This window comes from Kribbella pratensis (assembly GCF_004366075.1).
Classification (GTDB): domain Bacteria; phylum Actinomycetota; class Actinomycetes; order Propionibacteriales; family Kribbellaceae; genus Kribbella; species Kribbella pratensis.
In genome coordinates this window covers 1173925-1192934 of record NZ_SODU01000002.1, presented here as the reverse complement: position 1 = coordinate 1192934, position 19010 = coordinate 1173925, and the positions used below count along the sequence as shown (strand labels likewise).

18 protein-coding genes are annotated in these 19010 nt (G+C 68.9%); 6 read left to right on the top strand and 12 right to left on the bottom strand.

Annotated elements, in window-relative coordinates; genetic code table 11:
• The first annotated feature begins 103 nt into the window (after positions 1–103).
• On the top strand, positions 104–1111 hold the full coding sequence (locus EV137_RS20790; protein ID WP_166679956.1) for a LacI family DNA-binding transcriptional regulator: 1008 nt from the start codon (positions 104–106) through the stop codon (positions 1109–1111).
• On the opposite strand, the gene EV137_RS20785 is transcribed toward EV137_RS20790, so the two are convergent.
• Entirely contained in the window at positions 1108–1548 is a 441-nt protein-coding gene (locus EV137_RS20785) for a cupin domain-containing protein (RefSeq protein ID WP_134130394.1), read from the bottom strand. The genes EV137_RS20790 and EV137_RS20785 overlap by 4 nt on opposite strands.
• A gap of 110 nt (positions 1549–1658) precedes the next feature.
• On the opposite strand from EV137_RS20785, the gene EV137_RS20780 reads away from it, so the two are divergent.
• A complete protein-coding gene (locus EV137_RS20780) occupies positions 1659–2336 on the top strand; it encodes a winged helix-turn-helix transcriptional regulator (protein ID WP_166679955.1) in 678 nt (225 codons plus the stop codon).
• Here the strand turns inward: EV137_RS20780 and EV137_RS20775 are convergent.
• From EV137_RS20775 to EV137_RS20765, 3 genes are all read right to left on the bottom strand, one after another.
• Positions 2316–3176: an LLM class F420-dependent oxidoreductase gene (locus EV137_RS20775; RefSeq protein WP_134130392.1), complete on the bottom strand. Its 861-nt coding sequence runs from the start codon at positions 3174–3176 to the stop codon at positions 2316–2318. The genes EV137_RS20780 and EV137_RS20775 overlap by 21 nt on opposite strands.
• On the bottom strand, positions 3173–3730 hold the full coding sequence (locus EV137_RS20770) for a TetR/AcrR family transcriptional regulator (RefSeq protein WP_134130391.1): 558 nt from the start codon (positions 3728–3730) through the stop codon (positions 3173–3175). Before EV137_RS20770 ends, EV137_RS20775 begins: the two co-directional genes overlap by 4 nt.
• Before the next feature lie 93 nt (positions 3731–3823).
• Positions 3824–6700, bottom strand: coding sequence for a S8 family peptidase (locus EV137_RS20765; RefSeq protein ID WP_134130390.1), 2877 nt, complete (start codon positions 6698–6700; stop codon positions 3824–3826).
• 346 nt (positions 6701–7046) lie between these two features.
• Here EV137_RS20765 and EV137_RS20760 point away from each other — a divergent pair, with 346 nt between their 5' ends.
• Both EV137_RS20760 and EV137_RS20755 read left to right on the top strand, forming a co-directional pair.
• Positions 7047–8099: a glycosyltransferase family 2 protein gene (locus tag EV137_RS20760; protein ID WP_134130389.1), complete on the top strand. Its 1053-nt coding sequence runs from the start codon at positions 7047–7049 to the stop codon at positions 8097–8099.
• Entirely contained in the window at positions 8083–9240 is a 1158-nt protein-coding gene (locus EV137_RS20755) for a hypothetical protein (protein WP_134130864.1), read from the top strand. The genes EV137_RS20760 and EV137_RS20755 overlap by 17 nt, the downstream gene beginning before the upstream one ends.
• Here the strand turns inward: EV137_RS20755 and EV137_RS20750 are convergent.
• On the bottom strand, positions 9220–9789 hold the full coding sequence (locus EV137_RS20750) for a TIGR03086 family metal-binding protein (RefSeq protein ID WP_134130388.1): 570 nt from the start codon (positions 9787–9789) through the stop codon (positions 9220–9222). The genes EV137_RS20755 and EV137_RS20750 overlap by 21 nt on opposite strands.
• A 100-nt stretch (positions 9790–9889) precedes the next feature.
• Here EV137_RS20750 and EV137_RS20745 point away from each other — a divergent pair, with 100 nt between their 5' ends.
• Both EV137_RS20745 and EV137_RS20740 read left to right on the top strand, forming a co-directional pair.
• Positions 9890–10342 carry an SRPBCC family protein gene (locus EV137_RS20745; protein WP_134002767.1) on the top strand — a complete coding sequence of 151 codons (453 nt, stop codon included), beginning with the start codon at positions 9890–9892 and terminating at the stop codon, positions 10340–10342.
• A 45-nt stretch (positions 10343–10387) separates the two neighbouring features.
• Entirely contained in the window at positions 10388–10732 is a 345-nt protein-coding gene (locus EV137_RS20740) for a YciI family protein (protein ID WP_134002766.1), read from the top strand.
• Here EV137_RS20740 and EV137_RS20735 read toward each other — a convergent pair.
• From EV137_RS20735 to EV137_RS20705, 7 genes are read right to left on the bottom strand one after another with little or no spacing between them, the layout of a single operon-like run.
• The gene (locus tag EV137_RS20735) at positions 10729–11160 is read right to left on the bottom strand and encodes a GNAT family N-acetyltransferase (protein WP_134130387.1); all 432 of its coding nucleotides are present in this window, start codon (positions 11158–11160) and stop codon (positions 10729–10731) included. The genes EV137_RS20740 and EV137_RS20735 overlap by 4 nt on opposite strands.
• Positions 11161–11201: 41 nt before the next feature.
• The gene (locus EV137_RS20730; protein WP_134130386.1) at positions 11202–11489 is read right to left on the bottom strand and encodes an ABM domain-containing protein; all 288 of its coding nucleotides are present in this window, start codon (positions 11487–11489) and stop codon (positions 11202–11204) included.
• An 11-nt stretch (positions 11490–11500) separates the two neighbouring features.
• Positions 11501–12649 carry a VWA domain-containing protein gene (locus EV137_RS20725; protein ID WP_134002760.1) on the bottom strand — a complete coding sequence of 383 codons (1149 nt, stop codon included), beginning with the start codon at positions 12647–12649 and terminating at the stop codon, positions 11501–11503.
• Complete coding sequence (locus tag EV137_RS20720) at positions 12646–14814, bottom strand: DUF5682 family protein (protein ID WP_134130385.1); 2169 nt, start codon at positions 14812–14814, stop codon at positions 12646–12648. Before EV137_RS20720 ends, EV137_RS20725 begins: the two co-directional genes overlap by 4 nt.
• The gene (locus tag EV137_RS20715; protein WP_134130384.1) at positions 14811–15893 is read right to left on the bottom strand and encodes an ATP-binding protein; all 1083 of its coding nucleotides are present in this window, start codon (positions 15891–15893) and stop codon (positions 14811–14813) included. Before EV137_RS20715 ends, EV137_RS20720 begins: the two co-directional genes overlap by 4 nt.
• Entirely contained in the window at positions 15890–17293 is a 1404-nt protein-coding gene (locus EV137_RS20710) for a DUF5691 domain-containing protein (RefSeq protein ID WP_134130383.1), read from the bottom strand. The genes EV137_RS20715 and EV137_RS20710 overlap by 4 nt, the downstream gene beginning before the upstream one ends.
• Positions 17290–18588 carry an SWIM zinc finger family protein gene (locus EV137_RS20705; RefSeq protein WP_134130382.1) on the bottom strand — a complete coding sequence of 433 codons (1299 nt, stop codon included), beginning with the start codon at positions 18586–18588 and terminating at the stop codon, positions 17290–17292. The genes EV137_RS20710 and EV137_RS20705 overlap by 4 nt, the downstream gene beginning before the upstream one ends.
• Positions 18589–19010 lie beyond the last annotated feature (422 nt).

Here is a 19010-nt window from a genome sequence, read left to right as displayed (position 1 = left end):
TACAATCGACTACTGAATACGTATACACAGCTCCGTTGGCATGGTCAACGCCTGGTGCGGACACTCTTCAGTAGGGTTCGGGGACCACGAGGGGAGACGGACGATGACACGACCACCGACGAGTCGCGACCTGGCGCGTCTGGCCGGGGTGTCGCAGGCGACGGTGTCGCGGGTGCTGACCAACAACCCGAAGGTCAACCCGGACACCCGGGCGCGCGTCCTGCAGGTCCTGAAGGACGCGAACTACACGCCGAACGCGCTGGCCCGGGCGATGAAGACCGGCCGGACCGACACCATCGGCGTGTTCATGACGCGGGTGACCAGCCCGTTCCACGCCGAACTGCTCGACGAGATCGGCCGGGTGCTGAGCTCGATGGGCCTGCACATGATCCTGTGGAACATCGAGCACGATCCCGAGGAGTCGGTCGCGGAGGTGCTCCAGCAGCGACTCGTCGACGGGTTCCTGCTGACGTCGGCGACGTTCGACTCGAAGCTGCACACGATGGCGCTCGCGTCCGGGACGCCGACCGTGCTGCTGCACCGCGGGATCGACGGGCTGGACTGCGACCAGGTCGTCGGCGACAACTGGCAGGGCGCGTACGACGCCGGCCGGTATCTCGTCGAGGCGGGACACACCGAGATCGGCCTGGTGACGCTGGCCCCCACCAGCAACACGTCCCGCGACCGCGACCTCGGGTTCCGCGCTGCCCTCGCCGACGCCGGCGTACAGATCAAGCCGGGCAACGTGATCACGGTCGGCGTTCCGCACGCCGACGGACACGCCGCCGCGCGGAAACTCCTTCGCCGCAAGAAGCCGCCGACCGCGATCTACACGGTTACCGACCTGCTGGCCTTCGGCATCCTCGACGGCGCCCGAGCGGTCGGCGCCCGCGTCCCCGACGACGTCTGGGTGATCGGCTTCGACAACACCGAAATGGCCGCCTGGGAGGCGTTCGACCTCACGAGCGTCGAGCAGCCGATCCATTCGATCGTCGAAACCGGCATCGACCTGCTCCGCCGCCGCATCGAGGACCCCGACCGCCCGGCCGCGACGATCAAACTGCCGTGCCCGCTCGCGATCCGCGGATCGACCGCCAACCGGCGCATCTAGACCGGTATCGAGTCGTAGCGGGCCGAGACCTTCTTGCGGGCCACGGGGTCGGTGACCGCGTTCGCAGGAAGTTCGCCGAGTTCGACGAACATCTTCTCCAGCCCGCCCGGCACCATCAGGGTGAGGAAGCGCCCACCGCCGCGGGCGGCGGTGATCGTGTGCGCGGTGTCCTTCGGAACCAGGACGTAGGTGCCGGCGCCGGCCACCACCGGCTCGCCGCCGACGGTGAAGGTGAACTCACCTTCCAGCACGAAGAACGACTCCTCGAACCCGTGGTGCAGGTGCGGAACCGTCCACGGTCCCTCAGCCTCCCCCGCGAACTCGGTCAACGAGAACGTTCGCGTGACGGCGTCATCGGCCAGCACCCGCATCCGGGCCACCCCGAGATCCACGGTCCGTCCGGCATCCTTCGTCACCACGTGCGCCTGACCTGTCATTGTCCCCACCGCCTCCTGCTCGACTGCTCCCACAGTCGTCCGGCCGGGGGCGTCAGGCAATATCAAATTCTGAAGTTGCCATCCGGCCGCGGGCGGACGACAGTGAAGTTGTGCGCGGATACGGCCAGTTCTGTCCGATCGCCAGGAGCTCCGAGCTGCTGGCGGAACGGTGGACGCCGATCATCGTCCGCAACCTGCTGAACGGTTGCCGCACGTTCAACGAGATCCGCCAAGGGGCGCCCGGCATCTCCACAGCGCTCCTCGCCCAGCGTCTCGACGTACTCGAACGTCACGGCGTACTCCGTCGTACCGCCGACGGCCGCGCGGTCACGTACCAACTGACCGACATGGGCCAGGCGCTACGGCCGGTGCTCGATGTGATGGGGCAGTGGGGTGCGCGCTGGCTGGAGATCGAGCCGGGCCACCTGGAGCCGGCGTACGTGCTCTGGGCAACGATGAAGCTGGTGGACCTGGACAGGATCCCGGACGGCACGACGGTGGTCAGGTTCGAACTGCGCGACCGTCCCGCTGAGCAGCACTGGATGCTGTTGCGGCGACCCCAGCCTGAGCTGTGCAGCAGGTCCAGCGGGTACGCCGAGGATCTGGTGTGCCGGACCGATGCGTTGACCCTCGTCGACCTGCACCTGAAGCAGCTGACCTACGCACGCGCAATCCGCACCGGCCGCGTCGAACTGATCGGCCCACCACGCCTGTGCAACCAGTTCCCGGGATGGTTCCGCAGCAGCCCGTTCGCCCCGTTCGTGGCTTCAGCCGTGCAAGCGCGGTAGGACGTCGCGGAGGATTTGGGCGTGCTCTGCCGGCTGGGACAGACCCATATTCATCGTGTTGACGCAGAGGTGGGTTGCGCCGAGGTCCCGCCAGCCGTCGGCGAAAGATCGCCAGTCCTGTTCGGGTACGGCGCCCAGCGTCAGCCTGGCCTCGATGCCGACGGACTGCGGGTCGCGGCCGGCCGCCTCCGCCGCCTCGCGGATCGTCGCGATCTGCTCGCGGGCCTTCTCGTCCGGTGCTGATTGCGGCATCCAGCCGTCACCGATCCGCCCGGTACGACGCAGTACGGCATCCGCGCTGCCGCCGAACCAGATCGGGATCTGTCTGCCAGGCAAGGGATTCAGCCCGGCCTCCTCGATCTCGTGGTACTTGCCCTTGTACGAGATCACCGGGTCCGCCCAGAGCTTCCGCAGTACGTCGACCTGCTCCTCGAGCAGAGCGCCGCGCTGCTTGAACGGTACGCCGAGCGCCTGGTACTCGACGTGGTTCCAGCCGATGCCGACGCCGAGGCGGAGCCGGCCGCTGCTCAGTACGTCGACCTCGGCCGCCTGCTTCGCCACCAACGCGGTCTGGCGCTGCGGCAGGACGAGTACGCCGGTGACGAGCTCCAGCTCCGTGGTGATCGCGGCGAGGTAGCCGAACAGCACGAAAACCTCATGGAACAAGGACTTGTCGGTGTACCCGCTCCAGCCCGGGCGATTCGACGGATCCGCGCCGAGCACGTGGTCGTAGGCGAGCACGTGGCTGTACCCAGCGTCCTCCACGGTCGTCGCCCAGTCGCGCACGACCTTCGGGTCCGCGCCGATCTCGAGCTGCGGAAACACCGCACCGATCTTCATTTCGCTCCCAACAAGTCGACGAGCCCTTGGACCGCGAGCTCGAACGGTTCGGTCGACCCGGCCGCGCGGGCGAGCACGTACCCGCCCTGCAGTACGGCGGCGATCGTCGCGGCGGTCCGCTCCGGGTCCAGGGACTCGGGAAAGTCGCCCATACGCTTGCCCTCAGCAACCACCTCGGCGAGCCTGGACCGCAACCATTCGAACGTCTCCGCGACCGGTGCCCGCAACTCCGGATCCGCAACCACGTCCGGATCCGCCGCGAGGCGCCCGACCTGACACCCGCGCAGCACGTCCCGCTCCCGCCCGAGGTACCCGCTGATCCGCTCGGCCGCCGTACCCTCACCGGCCAGCTGCACCTCGGCAGCCGCCCGCAGCTCGGCCCCCGACCGCTCGATCGCCGCCTTCGCCAGCTCCGCCTTTCCGGTGAAGTGGTGATACATACTCCCCTGCCCGGCGTCCGCCGCCCGCTGAATCGCCTTGGGCGAGGTCCCCACGTACCCCCGCTCCCACAACAACTCCTGCGTACTACGAATCAACCGCTCCACCGTCTCCACGAGCCCACTGTACCCACAGGTACAGCCCGGGGAGATGAAGTTGGGGAGGGTTCTGTACCCGAATCGGCACAGAACCCTCCCCAACCGTGGCTGTCAGCTGACGGTGACGATCTTGTTCACCGTGTAGGCCGGGGCGTGGTCGGCGTCGCCGGGGAAGTAGACGCGGTAGGCGATCTGGCCGCGGAGTGCGGGCCGGATGCCGAAGGCGTACTTGCCCGAGCTGCTCAGCTTCACCGAGGCGATCGACTTCCACACCTTGTTGCCGTACTGCTGCAGGTAGACGGTCTGGCCGTAGTGCGCCGGAGCGACGTACCCGCTGAACGCGGTCGTTCCGCCGAGGCGGATCGACGCCGGCGACAGAGTTGCCGAGATCGTCGGCCTGACCTGGACGGTGACGTCGGGGGTGCGGGTGCCCATCAGGGTCCCGTTGCCCGGGAACGTCAGCATGTAGACCGACGACACGAGCGGCTTGTGCGTCACCGAGAGCGTCCCGGTCGACGACGTCTTCAGCGCCGCGAGCAGCGTGAACTTCGAGGACGTCTTCGGCCGTACGTAGACGTTCACCGGCAACCCGGCGTACGCCAGATTGTCGATCCGCAGCGTGCTGCCCTTGATCGTGATCGAGCCGCCGTAGTTGACGAGCGTCGACGTCACCGCGATCCCGGACTTCATCCCGAGCAGCTGCTTGACCGCGGCCGGGCTGTAGTGACCGGCACGGTCCATGACCCAGGCGGCATACGTGTACGTCGTACCTTGCGCGAGCCCGGTGTTCTTCACCGCGGTCCCGGTACCCGCGTACACGAGCGTCCCGGTCGTCGGCGTCGGCGCCTTGCTCCCGACGTTGCGCCGTACGATCACCTGATCGAGGTCGTTGGTCGGCGGGATCGTCCACGACAGGTTGGCGGCCAGGTAGGCGCCGACGCCGATGAGCTGCACCGGCTGCGGAACGCGGTCCTCCGTGCTGAACACCGAGCTGAACGGCACCATCGGCACCGTGGGATCGAGCGAGACGACGCCGTCGGCGACGATCCGGAACGGCGTTGCCTCAGCCAACGGGGACGCAGGCGCGATCTCCGCCCGGCGGATGGACTGGTCGTAGGTGACGGTCGCCGGAATCACCGCACCGGTCTTGCCGTTGAGCAGTTTCACGCCGCCGTTGGCGACACTGTTCTCGTCGACCTCCCGCGGGAAGGTGACGGTGGGCTTGGCAAGGACCGAGACACCGGCGGACAGATTCGCCGGTTGCACGTCCCGCACCGGGTACGCGTCGATCGGCGCGGTGTCGACGTTGCCGTCCGCGTTGGTGACTTTCAGGGAGTAGGTGCGACTGTCTCGCGACCCGTTGGCGTTCCGGACCGCGACGTACATCGGCCCGGCCGGGACGGTGACGTACGTCGATGCGGTCAGCGGCTGCGGGATCTCGTACCCGTCGCTGTCCACGGGAGGCTCCGGCTTCTGCACGAAGGCCAGCGGCTTGAGGTTCTCGTCGTACGCCGACACGACCGGTCCGAAGTTCTGCGCGTAGGCGCCGGAGTCGAACATCTGCCCGCTGACGTCGATGCGGACCTGGTGCGCGTAGTCCGTCGGCAGCTTGTACCAGTCGACGTCGCCTTCGACGCTGATCGCCGACGAAACCGCGACCCCGGCGATCAGCTCACCCGCGCGGGCCGGCTGGTCGTTCGTGTCCGCGACGCCCTGCGCGAAGTCCGTGGTCCACTTGCCGCCGAGAGCCTGGTAGGCGTCCAGGATGCCTGCGCCGTAGTACGGGTCGGTGCCGCGCGGGCCTGCGTCGCGGGCGGTGGCCTTCAGCCGCGCCATCACCTGGGCCGGGGTGTACGACGGCCACTTGTTGCGGACCAGGGCGGCGACACCGGCGACGATCGGGGACGAGAACGACGTACCGGAGAGGCCGAGCCAGTACGGCTCGTAGCCGGCCTCGGTCTGGTCGCGGGGCGCGGTGCTGGTGATGTCGTAGCCGGGGGCGGCGATGTCGACCGAGTCACCCCAGGTGCTGAAGCTGGTCAGTACGCCGGCCGACGTCGTAGCGCCGACCGACAGGACCTCCGGGTACGCGCCCGGGTAGTGCAGGTCCGACGAGCCGGTGTTGCCGGCCGCGGCGACCAGGACGACACCGGCGTTGACCGCGTTCTGGATCGCCTGGTGCAGGACGGGGTTGTCACCCTCGCCGCCGAGCGACATGTTGATCACCCGGACGCCGTTCTTGACCGCCCAGTTGATGCCGTTGATCAGGTTCGAGTCGTCGCCCGAGCCGCCGTCGTCGAGCACCTTGACCGGGCGGACCTTCGCGTTCCAGGCGACACCGGCGACGCCGATCCCGTTGCTGGTTCCGGCCGCGATGATGCCGGTCACCGCCGTACCGTGTCCGTCGCCGTCGTTCGGCGGCAGGGCCGTGTTGAACGTGTTGTAGCCGGGCAGCAGGTGACCGACCAGGTCGGGATGGCCGGCGTCGACACCGGTGTCGAGGACACCGATCGTCTGGGTTCCGGCGGTCTTCGACAGGTCCCAGGCGCTGTTGACGCGGACGGTCGAGAGGTACTTCTGGTAGTTCGTGTACAGCCAGTCGTTCGGCGTCGCGGACTTCTGCCGGATGTAGTTGAGCGAGGCAAGCTCCACCGACGGATCGGCCTTGACCTTCTTCAGCAGCTCAGGCGCCGGTGTGTCACCGGTCACAGTGACCACGTCGGAGGTGACGGAGACGTCGGGCGTGCCCTTGGCCTTCGCCAGCGCGGCCTTCCGGGCCGAGGTGGTCGCCTTCGACTTGAACTTCACGATCACGGACTTGGCGTCGTACGCGGGTCCGCCAGCAGTGCCAGGACGGAACTTCGCGTGCAGCACGTTCGGCTCGGCGGAGACCGCGGCGGTGCCGGACGATCCGGAGAGGGCGACCAAGCCGGCTGCGACGAGGGCCGCGGGCACGGCCAGGCGCAGCAGTTGGGTGGGACGGGACAACGGGGGACCCCCAAGATGAGTGAACCGACCATATTCGGTCCTCGCCTTAAATCGTTGGACGGCCCCCCGGCGTTACAAACTCCCCGATACCCGCCGGCGTGGCCGGTTGCAACGCCACCTTCGTCCTGCTCCTCGGCCTGCCCCTGGCCACCACCCTCAAAACCCTCGACACCAAACTCCCCACCCGGGTCTAGGTCGGACTGGGGATAGCTCGTGGGGGCTGGGGATGTGCAATTGCTTGTTTCCAGTCTCCGGGGGTTGTGCCGACATCCCCGGTTGGGCGGACCGGGAATGTCACACGCGGTGGATGGGCGGTTGTGGGTGGGGACCGATAGTCTCGGGCGGCATGAGCACGAGTGTCGCCATCGCGGTGATTACCTTCAGGCGACCTGCTCTGTTGCGGGGGTTGTTGACGAGTTTGCAGGCTCAGGAGCTGCCCTCGGACGGGGAGTACGCGATCCGGATCGTCGTGGTGGACAACGACGCGGAAGGGTCGGCCGCGCGGGTGCTGGAGGAGTTCGGGGACGGTACGCCGTACCCGATCGAGTCGGTCGTGGAACCGGAGCCGGGGATCCCCTTCGCGCGGGAGCGCTCCGTCGAGCTCTGCTGGAACGACGACGCGCTGATCTTCGTCGACGACGACGAGGTCGCCCCGGCCGGCTGGCTGGCGACGCTGCTCAAGGCATGGGAATCCACCGGAGCCGACGTCGTGACGGGCCCGGTGAAGGGCAATCTTCCACCCGGCGCGCCGCCGTGGAACGCCTACAGCGATGTACACGACTCGACCGGCCGGCACACCACCGGTGAGGAGCTCCGCAAGGCGTACACGAACAACACGCTGGTCAGCCGTCGCGTCTACCACGCGGTCACGCCGGGCTTCCATCCCGCGTTCCGGTACACCGGCTCCAGCGACCTGCACTTCTTCCTCCGCGTGCACCGCGCCGGGTTCCGGATCGTCTGGTGCGAGGAGGCCTGGATCGCCGAGGAGGTCCCGGTCGGCCGCACCACGCTGCGCTGGCTGGTACGGCGGGCGTTCCGTTCCGGGAGCGGCGACACGATCAGCCGCCTGCTGATCCGCCCGGGCGCGGTCAGCTACGTGCTGGTGCTGGCCTATGCTTCGGCCCGGGTGATCTCGGCGATCGGGTTCGCCCTCGCCGGGCTGCTGCTCGGCCGGAAGACGCACCTGCTGAAGGCAGTCCGCCGGTTCTTCTCGGGCGTCGGTAGTCTCGCCGGGATAGTAGGGATCAACCATGACGAGTACCGGGAACGGCACGGTTCGGCCGACGGTGGCGGAGCTGTGCCGGGCGATCTGGACGGTGGAGCGGGACCTGGAGCTGCTCGCGTGGCAGATCCGGGGAGCGCACCCCTGGCCGATCATCCGGATGCGCGTCTTTCATGAGCTGACCCGGCGTACCGGCATCCACGGCGCGCCACATCCGGTACGACGTACGCCGTACGACAAGGCCGCCCTGGTCGGGAAACACGTCGCCGGGATCGTCGCGCGTACCCCGTTCCCCGGCCGGTACGACGCACTCGTCGTACCGCACCCGCGGAAACCGAACGGTGTCGAGATCTACACCGACGAGCTCCGCGCCACGCTCGGCGACCGTGCCCTGATCCTGGACTCCGGGATCAACGGCACCCCGCTTCCGGGCAGCAAGAACCTGGACTTCTTCACGTCGGCGGCCGGCGCGATCCATCGCCGTACGGCGGACGACCGCGGCATCGCGACCGCGCTGGAGAAACTCACCGGTGTCCGGATTCCGATCGGCGCGCTGCTGGCCCGTGAGGTCCCGAAGCACCTGCGGCTGCGCGCCCTGTACCGCGCGCTCCTCAGGAAGCACCGGATCAAGACGGTCTACCTGGTCGTCGCGTACTTCCACCAGCACATCGTTGGCGCCGCCCGCGATCTCGGGATCCGCGTCGTCGAACTGCAGCACGGCGCGATCAGCCCGTTCCACCTCGGGTACAGCTACCCGGGGCGGCCTGTGGTCGCGGATCAGCCGGACGAGCTGTGGTGCTTCGGGTCGTACTGGACCGATGTCGCGGACCTGCCCGCCGGGATGCGGACCGAGGTGATGGGGGCGCCGTTCCTGCCGCCGCCCGGCCCGAAGGAGCCGCGCCGGGTCGTCTTCTTGTCGCAGGGGACCGTTGGAGCGGAGCTCGTCGAGGTCGCGGACGCGGTCGCGAAGGAGCACTCGGACCTGGAGGTTCTCTATCGCCTGCATCCGAGCGAGCGTGCCGAGGACTACACGATTCCGGCCGGCGTCCAGCTCTCGACCGGCGGCAGTACGCTCGATCTGCTCGCGACTTCGACGTACCAGGTCGGCGTCTCGACCACCGCGCTTTTCGAAGGCATGGCGCTCGGCTGCCGTACGGCGGTCGCGAACCTCCCGGGCCACGAGTACCTGGACCCGGCGATCGGCAAGGGGCACGCACTCCTCATGTCTCGTCCCGGGCAACTCACCGAGGCGCCGCTGTGCGACGACCCGAGCAGCTACTACGCGCCGAGCAGCCTGTCACGGCTCGCGGCCGAGTAGGCCGAGTAGGCGGTCCTGTAGCGGGGCGTCCGGCTCCACCGGTACTTCGGCGCCGTACACCTCGATGCCCTCGCCGAAGGCGCCGGGCGTCCGGTACTTCGTCATCACTTCCGGCGGGATCGCGACCGCGGTCGCCCAGAGTTGCTCGACGTCGGCCGGATCCATCGTCTCGTCCTGATCGGTGGCGCGCGCCAGGTCCCATCCGTGCAGGACGAGGTCGTCCGACACCACCTGGTCGATGTGCTGCTCGGTCGTCCGCCGACCGGCAGGCGTGTCGGTCTCGGTCAGCGCGGCGATCGGGTCGTCGAGTACGTCCTCGATCGCGGCTCGTGCCTCCTGGAACGCGGTCAGCGGGTCGTCGGCCGGCTCCAGCTTCCGCGCGACCGGTGTCAGCATCACCGCGTGCATCGTGACGACGTGCTCGACCACGTCCCGCGCCGTCCACTTCGCGCACGGCGACTGGTTCCCCCACTGCTCGGGGTGCACCGCCGCAACTTTCCGCTCGAACGCCTCGGCCCGGCGGCGGTACCGCTCCGCGATCTCACCCATCTCCGCATCGTGCCGCCTGACCGGCCATCACGGAAGACCGGGCATATGACAGTGCCCTGCGGGTACCGGAATCCCTCACGGCGAACAAGGAGGAATGCAGATGAGTGGCATCACCCAGTCCGTCGATGTCGACGTTCCGGTGACAACGGCGTACAACCAGTGGACGCAGTTCGAGTCGTTCCCGGCGTTCATGGAGGGCGTCGAAGAGGTGCGGCAGCTCGACAACACGCACACCCACTGGGTGACGAAGGTCGGCGGAGCGCGTCGCGAGTTCGACGCGACCATCACCGAGCAGCACCCGGACGAGCGGGTTGCCTGGCGATCGGACTCCGGGCCCCAGCACGCCGGCGTGATCACGTTCCACCAGTTGACGCCGCAGCGCACCCGCGTGACCGCGCAGATGGAGATCGATCCGGAGGGGTTCGTCGAGAAGGTCGGCGACAAGCTCGGGGTGGTCGAGGGGCGTGTGAAGGGTGATCTCGAGCGGTTCAAGCACTTCATCGAGGAGCGCCCGGGCGAGACCGGCGCCTGGCGTGGTGACGTGCCGCGCTGAATTTGAGGTGCCGAAAGCGTTCTGGACCGCATTAAGGTCTGCGCTATGAGGTACATGCTGCTGCACAAGACCAATGACAGCCTGGAGGCCGGGAATCCGCCGGATCCGGAGATCCTCGAGCGGGCGGACGCCGTACTCGAGGAGATGCGTCAGGCCGGGGTGCTGGTTCTCGGCGAAGGCCTGATGCCGAGTTCCCGTGGCGCCCGGGTGACGTTCCCGGTGCCGGGGCAGCCGCGCGTGATCGACGGGCCGTTCGCCGAGACCAAGGAGCTCGTCGCGGGCGTCTCGATCATCCGCGTCGACACCAAGGAGGAAGCGGTGCAGTGGGCCCTCCGCTTCGCCGAGGCCGACCCGTACACCGAGATCGACATCTTGGAGGTCGCCGGCTAGAGCGTCAGGTGCAGGATCGGGTACGGCTTGCCGGTGGTGTCGTGCAAACTGCGGGAGACGCGGCGGAACCCGTGGTGCTCGTAGAAGCGCACGGCCTGCGGGTTCTGCTCGTTGACGTCGACCGACGTGGCGGCGAAGTGCGTGAACGCATGCTTCAGCAGCAGACTCCCGCCGCCGCGCCCCCGGTACGCCGGATCGAGGAACAGCATCTCGACGTTTCCGTCCGCCACCCCGATGAACCCGATCAGCAGCCCGTCGTCGCCGCGCAACCCGGCCAGCTGCGCGATCTCCGGGAACGACGCCCGTACCAGCGGCCGGAACACGTCGAGATCCGCCTCGGTCACGAACGAATGCGTCGCCCGGACCGACGCCTCCCACAACTCGAGCGCCCGCTCGTACTCTTCCGGCCGGATGTCGCTGATCTCCATCCCGCCACCGTCGCACCGCGCGCAGCAGGCTGTCAGGCGAATTACGGTGCGCTGACGCCTTCCTCTGCGACGACGAGCGAGTCGATCGCCGCGAAGAACCGCGCAATGCCCGGCAGGTTGGCGCCCTTCTCGCGGGACGCGGCGAAATCCGCTGGCGTCGCCCAGTCGACGATGTCCAGCCATTCGTTGTCCGGGAGCTGCACCAGTCGAGCACCCAGGAACCCAGAGCGGTCCGCCTCGAAGTCCTTCAGCATGTCGGCGCGCGCCGCGAGCAGCTCCTCCGAGCGCGACGGCAGCACACGGAAGCGGGTCAGTTCGACTGTCGACATCGACGTACCTCTCAGGTGATGTTGGTCGCCGCCCAGCCGGCGACGTCTTCGTGGCGGATGGCAGCGGCCATCAGGTCAGGAAACTTGTCCGGTGTGCAGGCGAACGTCGGTACGCCGAGCTCCGCCAGCGCGGCCGCGTTCTCGGCGTCGTACGACGGCGTACCCGAGTCCGCGAGCGCCAGCAGAGCAATCACTTGTACGCCGGACTCCACCAAAGAACGCGCCCGACGCAACATCTCTTCCCGGACTCCGCCTTCGTAGAGATCCGAGATCAGCACGAGCACGGTCTCGGCCGGTTTCGTGACCAGCTCCTCGCAGTACGCGAGCGCCCGGTTGATGTCCGTCCCACCGCCCAGCTGCGTCCCGAACAGTACGTCGACCGGGTCCTCGAGCTGATCGGTCAGATCCACGACCGCGGTGTCGAACACAACCAGCGAGGTCCGCAACGTCCGGATCGACCCGAGCACCGCACCGAACAGCGACGCGTACACAACGGACTCCGCCATCGACCCCGACTGGTCGATCGCCAGCACGATGTCTCGCTGCACACTGTGATTGCGTCGCGCGTACCCGACCAGCCGGTCCGGCACGATCGTCCCGAGCGTCGGCGAGAAATGCTTGAGGTTCGCCCGGATCGTCCGGTCCCAGTCGATGTCCGAATGCCGCGGGCGCGCGGTCCGCCCGGCCCGATCGAGTGCACCGGTCACCGCAGCCCGCGTCCGTTCCGCGAGCCGTGCCTCGAGCTCGGCCACCACCCGGCCGACCACGTCCCGCGCGGTCTGCTTGGTCTCCTCCGGCATGACCTCGTTGAGCGCGAGCAACGTGGACACGAGATGGACGTCGGGCTCGACCGCGCCCAGCAACTCCGGCTCCATCAACATCCGCGTGATCCCGAGCCGCTCGACCGCGTCCCGCTGCATCACCTGTACGACGGTGCTCGGGAAGTACTGCCGGATATCGCCCAACCACCGGGCCACCCGCGGCGCCGACGCACCCAACCCGGACGACCTTTGCGTCCCCGACTCCCCCTCCCCGGCGTCGTACAACGCAGCCAACGCCGCATCGACGGACCGGTCCTCGGCCGACAACGTCGTACCCGTCTCCTCCTCGGCCTCACCGCCCAGGACCAGCCGCCAGCGACGCAGACGCTCGTCACTCATGAGACCCCCAGCAACTGGGCAACCACCGGCAACGCGGTCGCCGCCAACTCAGCGTCCAGCTCGTCGTCGTCAGCAACTACCAACGACGCCGGATCGCTGAGCACCCGCGCCCGCGCGCCGATCGAGCGTCGCTCCGGGGCCGCGAAGGTGCCGAACGTACGTCGCAGCAACGGCAGAACCTCCACGAACGCGTCGTCCGGGATCGCCGCCAGCCACCCGTCCACCATCGCCAGCAGCCGCTCGTCGTGCACCAGCAACAACCCGCCACCGGCCAGGAACCCCTCGACGTACCCGGCCGCGTCCGCCGTCGGCGTACCAGGTGACAGCGAACGCCCGAGCCGCAACGCGACCTCGTGATCCGGCAACCGCGACGTGTCCAGCATCAACCGCGTCAACCGCCCACGGATCAACGGCGGCACCGAGGTCCGATCACTCAACCCCTGCAGCGTGTTCAGCCACTCCGACCGCACGTCCTCGGCCAGCAGCACGGTCGCGTTCTGCACCCCGTCAATCAGTTCCTGTACGGCGGCGGCCGCATCCGGATCCAGCCCGTGAACCGTCCGCGCGAGACCCGCACACACCCGCGACACCATCCGCCCCGCGACCGCGGCCAATCCGGCCGTGTCGGTCCCGCGTACGTCGCCGTACCGCGAGGCTCGTGCGAGCGCGGGCAGTGCCGCCATCAGATGCCCGACGTCGGCATCGGCTGCCGCGCGGGTGTCGATACCTTGAAGCAGCGGCGGGAGCGCCTCCGCGAGGTCGGCGAGGAGCGATTTCTCCAACGCGGCCGTGACATCGGCCAGTGTCGGCGAGTCCGCGGACTTCAGCATCACGGACGTCGCAGCGCCGAGCACCGTCGTACCGTGAGCGCCTGCAGCCACCAGTTCGACCTCGAGCCCGGGGTCCCAGGCCAGCCGCCACATCTCCCGGAACGTGCCCTGCGCCCGCCGCTCGTCGGCGGCCGGCACACCCCAGTGCACGCCGAGAATCCGCAACCGGTGCAGGAGTCTGGACTTCTCCAGGTCGTTCGACTTCCGCAGGTCGAGCTCGATCACCCGCTCGGCCGCGTCCCGCTTCATCCGCAACCGCCGCGCCTGTGCCGCCAGATCCGCCGCCACCGGCGCCTGCGGCGTCTCACTCGGCACGGATCCGAGCAGCTCACCGACAACCGCCTCGCGCGTCACGAGATCCAGCAGTACGTCGTTCCCGCCGCAGAGCACTGCCCGCGTCGCCTCGGTCACCTCGCTCAACCCGGCGAGCGGACGTTCGCGCAACGCCGCCAGGGTGTCCGCGAGACGCACCGCCTCGATGACGTGCGCGCTGGACACCGGCAGGTCCTCGTTGCGCAGCACTTGCGCCACTTTGGAGAGCCAACGGGTCGTGATCTGGTTGGGCGCGGTGAACAGGTGGTGGTACCAACCGGGTGACGTGATGCCGGCGCCGTACCCGCTCGCCGCCGCCAGCCGGCCGTGCGTCCACGGCACCCAGGTGCAGGCGACCTTCCGCTTCGGCAGACCCTTCAGGATCCGCGCGTCATGTGTTGCTGGAGGCAACGGTAGTTCAAGAGCAGGCACGTGCCAGGCGCCGCAGACCACCGCGATCCGCTCGAATCCGTCCCGAATCGCCTTCCGCAGAACGGTTCGCATGTAGGCCTCGCGTTGCGCCTCGCGACCGGTCGTCTCCTCGCCGTGCCGCAACTCCCGCATCGCGTCGGCGATCACCGTGAACGGCTCGGCGCCACCGCGCCGCGACTCGATCACGTCGTCCCACCAGCGCTCGGGATCGTCGTACCCGCCCGCCTCCGCGAGCGTCTTGAGCGGATCCATCGATACCGACCGCCCACCCGAGGAGCCGAACTGCTGCGCCGCCGGCAGATCGCAGAACCGCACCGGCATGCCGGCTGCCAGGCCGTACCTGATCGCCTGCCACTCCGGGCTGAACACCGCGAACGGCCAGAACGCCGCCCGTGTCGAGTCGTCCACCGCATACGCGAGCAGCGCAACCGGCGGTTCCATCTCCGCAGAGGCAGCCAGCTCGACGATCTTGTCGGCCTCCGGTGGCCCCTCGATCAGGACGACATCAGGCTGGAGCTCGGCCAGCGCGGCCGCCACCGCGCGCGCCGACCCCGGCCCGTGATGCCGGATCCCGAGCAGGTGAACGGTCATCCGGAAATCTCTCGGCAGGCCCGGTAGAACGGCGCCCAGTCGTCCCGCTCCCGGACGACGGTTTCGAGGTACTCCGACCACACGACGCGGTCCGCGGATGGGTCCTTGACCACCGCGCCGAGAATGCCGCCGGCCACGTCCGTCGGACGCAGTACGCCGTCGCCGAAGTGAGCCGCGAGCGCGAGACCGCCGGTGACGACGCTGATCGCCTCCGCGGTGGACAGCGTTCCGGACGGCGACTTGACCGCCGTACGGCCGTCCTCGGTCCGGCCGGAGCGGAGCTCGCGGAAGATCGTGACCACGCGGCGGATCTCCTCCAGCGCATCGTCCGGCTGCGGCAGCTCGAGTGCCGAGCCGAGCTGGGACACCCGGCGCGAGACGATCTCCACCTCGTCCTCGGCGGAATCGGGCAGCGGCAGTACGACGGTGTTGAAGCGCCGGCGGAGCGCGCTGGACAGTTCGTTGACGCCCTTGTCGCGATCGTTGGCGGTGGCAATGACGTTGAATCCCTTACGAGCCTGGACTTCCGTGGCCAGCTCGGCGATCGGGAGCGCCTTCTCGGACAGGATCGTGATCAGCGCGTCCTGGACGTCGGACGGCATCCGGGTCAGCTCCTCGATCCGGGCGATCTTCGCCTCGGTCATCGCGCGTTGCACCGGGCTCGGCACGAGCGCCGCCTCACTGGGGCCCTGGGCAATCAACTGGGCGTAGTTCCAGCCGTACCGGATCGCTTCCTCCGCGGTGCCCGCCGTACCTTGCACGAGCAGCGTCGAGTCGCCGCTGATCGCGGCCGCGAGGTGCTCGCTGACCCACGTTTTCGCCGTCCCCGGTACGCCGAGCAACAGCAGCGCGCGATCCGTCGCGAGGGTGGAGACCGCGACCTCGACCAGCCGCCGCGGGCCGACGTACTTCGGCGAGATCTCGGTGTCACCGGCCTTCCCACCGAGGAGGTACGTGACCACGGCGCTCGGGGACATCAGCCACGCCGGCGGTCGCGGCTTGTCGTCCGTCGCACGCAAAGCCCGCAGTTCGTCGGCATACTCCACTTCCGCGTGCGGGCGCAGTATTTCAGTCGTCATGTGAGCTCCTCGTACATTTCGCGGCGGAAGGTCAGGGTTTCGACGAGGCGGCGGAGCCAAGTGTCTTCCTCGCCGATGGGTTGGCGGGTGATCGGGTGGTCGAGTACGTCGGGCGGCGCGGCGCGGGCCGCGATGCTGGCGAGTCGGGCCCAGGCGCGGTTGGTGCCGACCTTGGCCAACTGATCGAGGATCATGCTCGCGAGCGGAGCAGGCCACGGCACCGGCAACCCACCGACCAGCTCGGCAACGTCGACGTTCTTCCGCAGTATGTCGACCGCACTCGCCCACTCCTCCGGCGGCAACAACCGCAACAACTCGGCCGGACCACGACTGCCGGTATTCGATCCGGCCTGCAAGATGGCTCGCGACCACTCGACTGAGCTCTCACGTATGGCGGCCTCGGTCCAGGCTGACTGCAGCACTTCGACGGCGCATCCTTCGACGGGCGTCTGGAGCCAGGTGAGGTCCATTGCCTGCAAGGGCGTGTTGGCGACGATCTGGTGGAACCACCACGCGCGTTTCCCGACACCTTCCGGGTTCTGCGAGTCGAGGCCGTCACGCTCCATCGACTGGGTGAGACGCCGCGGAAGGTCGACGGCGAGCACGCCCTGACTGGGCAGGAGATGCGCGTGCAGACGTTCCGTCATACGTACGCCGTACTGCGATCCCGGCAACCGTGCGAGCAGCCGCGCGGCCACCCGCCGTACGTCACGGGAACGGTCGTCGAGCGCGGACTCCAGGAACTCCTCGTCTGCCAGCGAGAGGTTGTCCGAGAGAAGGCCGAGGAAGTCGGCCCGTGTGGCGGCGGACTCGGTCGACCAGACCTCTTTGAGCGCCTCCCGTGCGGCGGCGGGATCTTGGGTGCGGGCCGCGCGCAACCAGGTACGGCGCTGGATCGCGTTGCCGTGCGTCCACAACTCCGGATCATTGCTCTCAGCAACCGCTGCGTGCAGGAATCGCCACTCCGGGTTGAGATCCGCGAGCCACCGCGCACGACGACCGGCTGCTGCGATGACGAGCAGACGGTACTCCGCACGGTTGCGCGCGTAGTCCGCCAACGCCGGCAAATGCTCCGGCGGAACGCCCCAGCCGTGCGCGTCCGCCGTACGCAACCACTCGCCCAGCGCGGACGTCTGGAACCCGCCCAGCATCGCGGCCAACCGCCGAACCGCGTTCGCCCGCGGCAACGGCCGATCCTCACCGGGCGCGGCTGGAAGCGGCTCGAGATCGTGCAACGGCTTGCGTCCGGCCCGCTTGTACACGGTCGCCAGCGCAGCAGCGTCGAGCAGGTTGCCGTCGCCGAGACGCTCCTGGATGTGCTCGGGCAGCTCGTCGAAGTGCGGCGGCCGTCGATCGGTGCCGAGCAACGCCGAACTGACCAACCCGTCCCAGCCCTTCACAAGATCACCGGCCGATCGCCGTGCCAGCAGGTCATCGGGCGGAGGCCGGCGCGGTTCCACTCACCGGCGACGGTGAGCGGGTCGCCCGCCGAGACCGCGAGCAGCTTCAACGCATCCCAGCCCGGCAGGATCTCCAGCCCGTCGCCGGCTTCGTCCACCAGCGCCCAGCCGTCGCCGTGCCGTGCGGGTCGGACGTCCTGCAGCACCAGCGGCCAGCGTTCGTTCCACGGATCGGCCGCGAGGGATTCGACGTACGACGCCAACGCCTCATGGACCGTGAGTCCAGCGGGACGTGGTGCGGGCAGGCGCGGATCGGTCTGCGTCAGGAGTGCGCGCATCGGGAGAGCGCCCGGATAGAAGGAGAGCGCGCCTGGGACGTACTCACCGGGGCGGGCCGGCAGCGGGTCCAACGGGCGCCCGGCGGCCGCGAACGTGAGGATCAGGCCGATCCGGCCAGTCGTTGCCCCGCGCAACCACACGCGGCGGACCGTGAGGCGCTCGTCCGGCTCGATCACGCGGCCGAGTACGAGCCAATCGTCCTCGACCTTCTCGCCTTCCTTCCGTACGCGGGCCGTCTCCGTCGTCCAGCCGATCCGGCTCTGCACCGTGTCGGCGAGGGACGGCGGGAGCTCCGCGAGACGTCCGTGCGCCGCTACGACCAGGTGGACGAGGGACAGCTCTTCGAGGAGTTCACCCGGCCAGCCGTGACCACGTCCGACTACACCCGCCGCCCGACGTACCGCTCCTGCCACTCCTGGTGCCTGGGCGTCGACCATCCGCGCGGCGAGGCGGCTCAGCTCGGTGTACGCCCGCTGATCGAATCCGCCGAGGCCCTGCCGGACCTGGTCGTCCAACCACCCGGCCAACTCGGCCAGTCCCGCCGAGACCCGATCCGCGCGCCGGGCGGCCCGCTCCTGCGCGGCAATCGGGTCTGCGACCTCTCCGGGCTTCCGCTCCGGCCGCTCAGCGCGCTCGGCCCGCTGGTCGACCCAGCTCTTCACCCAGTCCGGCTCGTCGCCGGGCGACACCTCGTGCTTGGCCCAGAGCAGCAGCAGGCCGAGCGCGTGCTTGCACGGGAACTTCCGCGACGGACAGGAGCATTTGTACGCCGGGCCGCCGAGATCCACGACTGTCTGGTAGGGCTGCTTCCCACTGCCCTGGCACAGGCCCCAGACCGCACGATCCGTCGCACCGGCGCCTGACCACTTCTCGCCCCGAGCCAACCCCTGCCCAGCCTTCGCGGACGCAGGATCAGGCGCCAGCCCCACCACCTGCTCCACGTCCCACAACCCCACACCACTCCTTCACGCCCTACCCGAAGCATGCCACCCCCCACCGACACCCCACCCACCCCCGCCCCACCTGCCCCCTTCCCCCAGAGTCCCGCCCTCTCACACGGACGCTTGCCCCCCCGCCTGGAGGGTTGCGCCCCGACTGGAGGGGCGCCCTCCGCGTGAAGGTTGCCCGCTCGACTGGAGGGTTGCCCCCTCGTATTTCCAGTGGGCAACCCTCCAAATGAGGGGATGCCCACCGAACCGGAGGGTTCGCCGCGGGGCTGCCAGTGCCCGCTTCGCCGCCGCATTTCGCTGGCTGACCCACGAGATGTGCGGGTTCCGGGGGCGGGCCGCCCGCATTTGGCGGGCTGACCCATGAGGTGTGGGGTTCTGGACTCTTAATGCGGGTGGGGAGCCCCGCAGTTGGTGGGTCATCAGGGAAA

Coding starts and splice junctions, on each gene's coding strand:
- EV137_RS20790 (WP_166679956.1), top strand. CDS start 104: ATGACACGACCACCGACGAGTCGCGACCTGGCGCGTCTGGCCGGGGTG.
- EV137_RS20785 (WP_134130394.1), bottom strand. CDS start 1,548: ATGACAGGTCAGGCGCACGTGGTGACGAAGGATGCCGGACGGACCGTG.
- EV137_RS20775 (WP_134130392.1), bottom strand. CDS start 3,176: ATGAAGATCGGTGCGGTGTTTCCGCAGCTCGAGATCGGCGCGGACCCG.
- EV137_RS20760 (WP_134130389.1), top strand. CDS start 7,047: ATGAGCACGAGTGTCGCCATCGCGGTGATTACCTTCAGGCGACCTGCT.
- EV137_RS20755 (WP_134130864.1), top strand. CDS start 8,083: ATGCGCGTCTTTCATGAGCTGACCCGGCGTACCGGCATCCACGGCGCG.
- EV137_RS20750 (WP_134130388.1), bottom strand. CDS start 9,789: ATGGGTGAGATCGCGGAGCGGTACCGCCGCCGGGCCGAGGCGTTCGAG.
- EV137_RS20745 (WP_134002767.1), top strand. CDS start 9,890: ATGAGTGGCATCACCCAGTCCGTCGATGTCGACGTTCCGGTGACAACG.
- EV137_RS20740 (WP_134002766.1), top strand. CDS start 10,388: ATGAGGTACATGCTGCTGCACAAGACCAATGACAGCCTGGAGGCCGGG.
- EV137_RS20735 (WP_134130387.1), bottom strand. CDS start 11,160: ATGGAGATCAGCGACATCCGGCCGGAAGAGTACGAGCGGGCGCTCGAG.
- EV137_RS20730 (WP_134130386.1), bottom strand. CDS start 11,489: ATGTCGACAGTCGAACTGACCCGCTTCCGTGTGCTGCCGTCGCGCTCG.
- EV137_RS20725 (WP_134002760.1), bottom strand. CDS start 12,649: ATGAGTGACGAGCGTCTGCGTCGCTGGCGGCTGGTCCTGGGCGGTGAG.
- EV137_RS20720 (WP_134130385.1), bottom strand. CDS start 14,814: ATGACCGTTCACCTGCTCGGGATCCGGCATCACGGGCCGGGGTCGGCG.
- EV137_RS20715 (WP_134130384.1), bottom strand. CDS start 15,893: ATGACGACTGAAATACTGCGCCCGCACGCGGAAGTGGAGTATGCCGAC.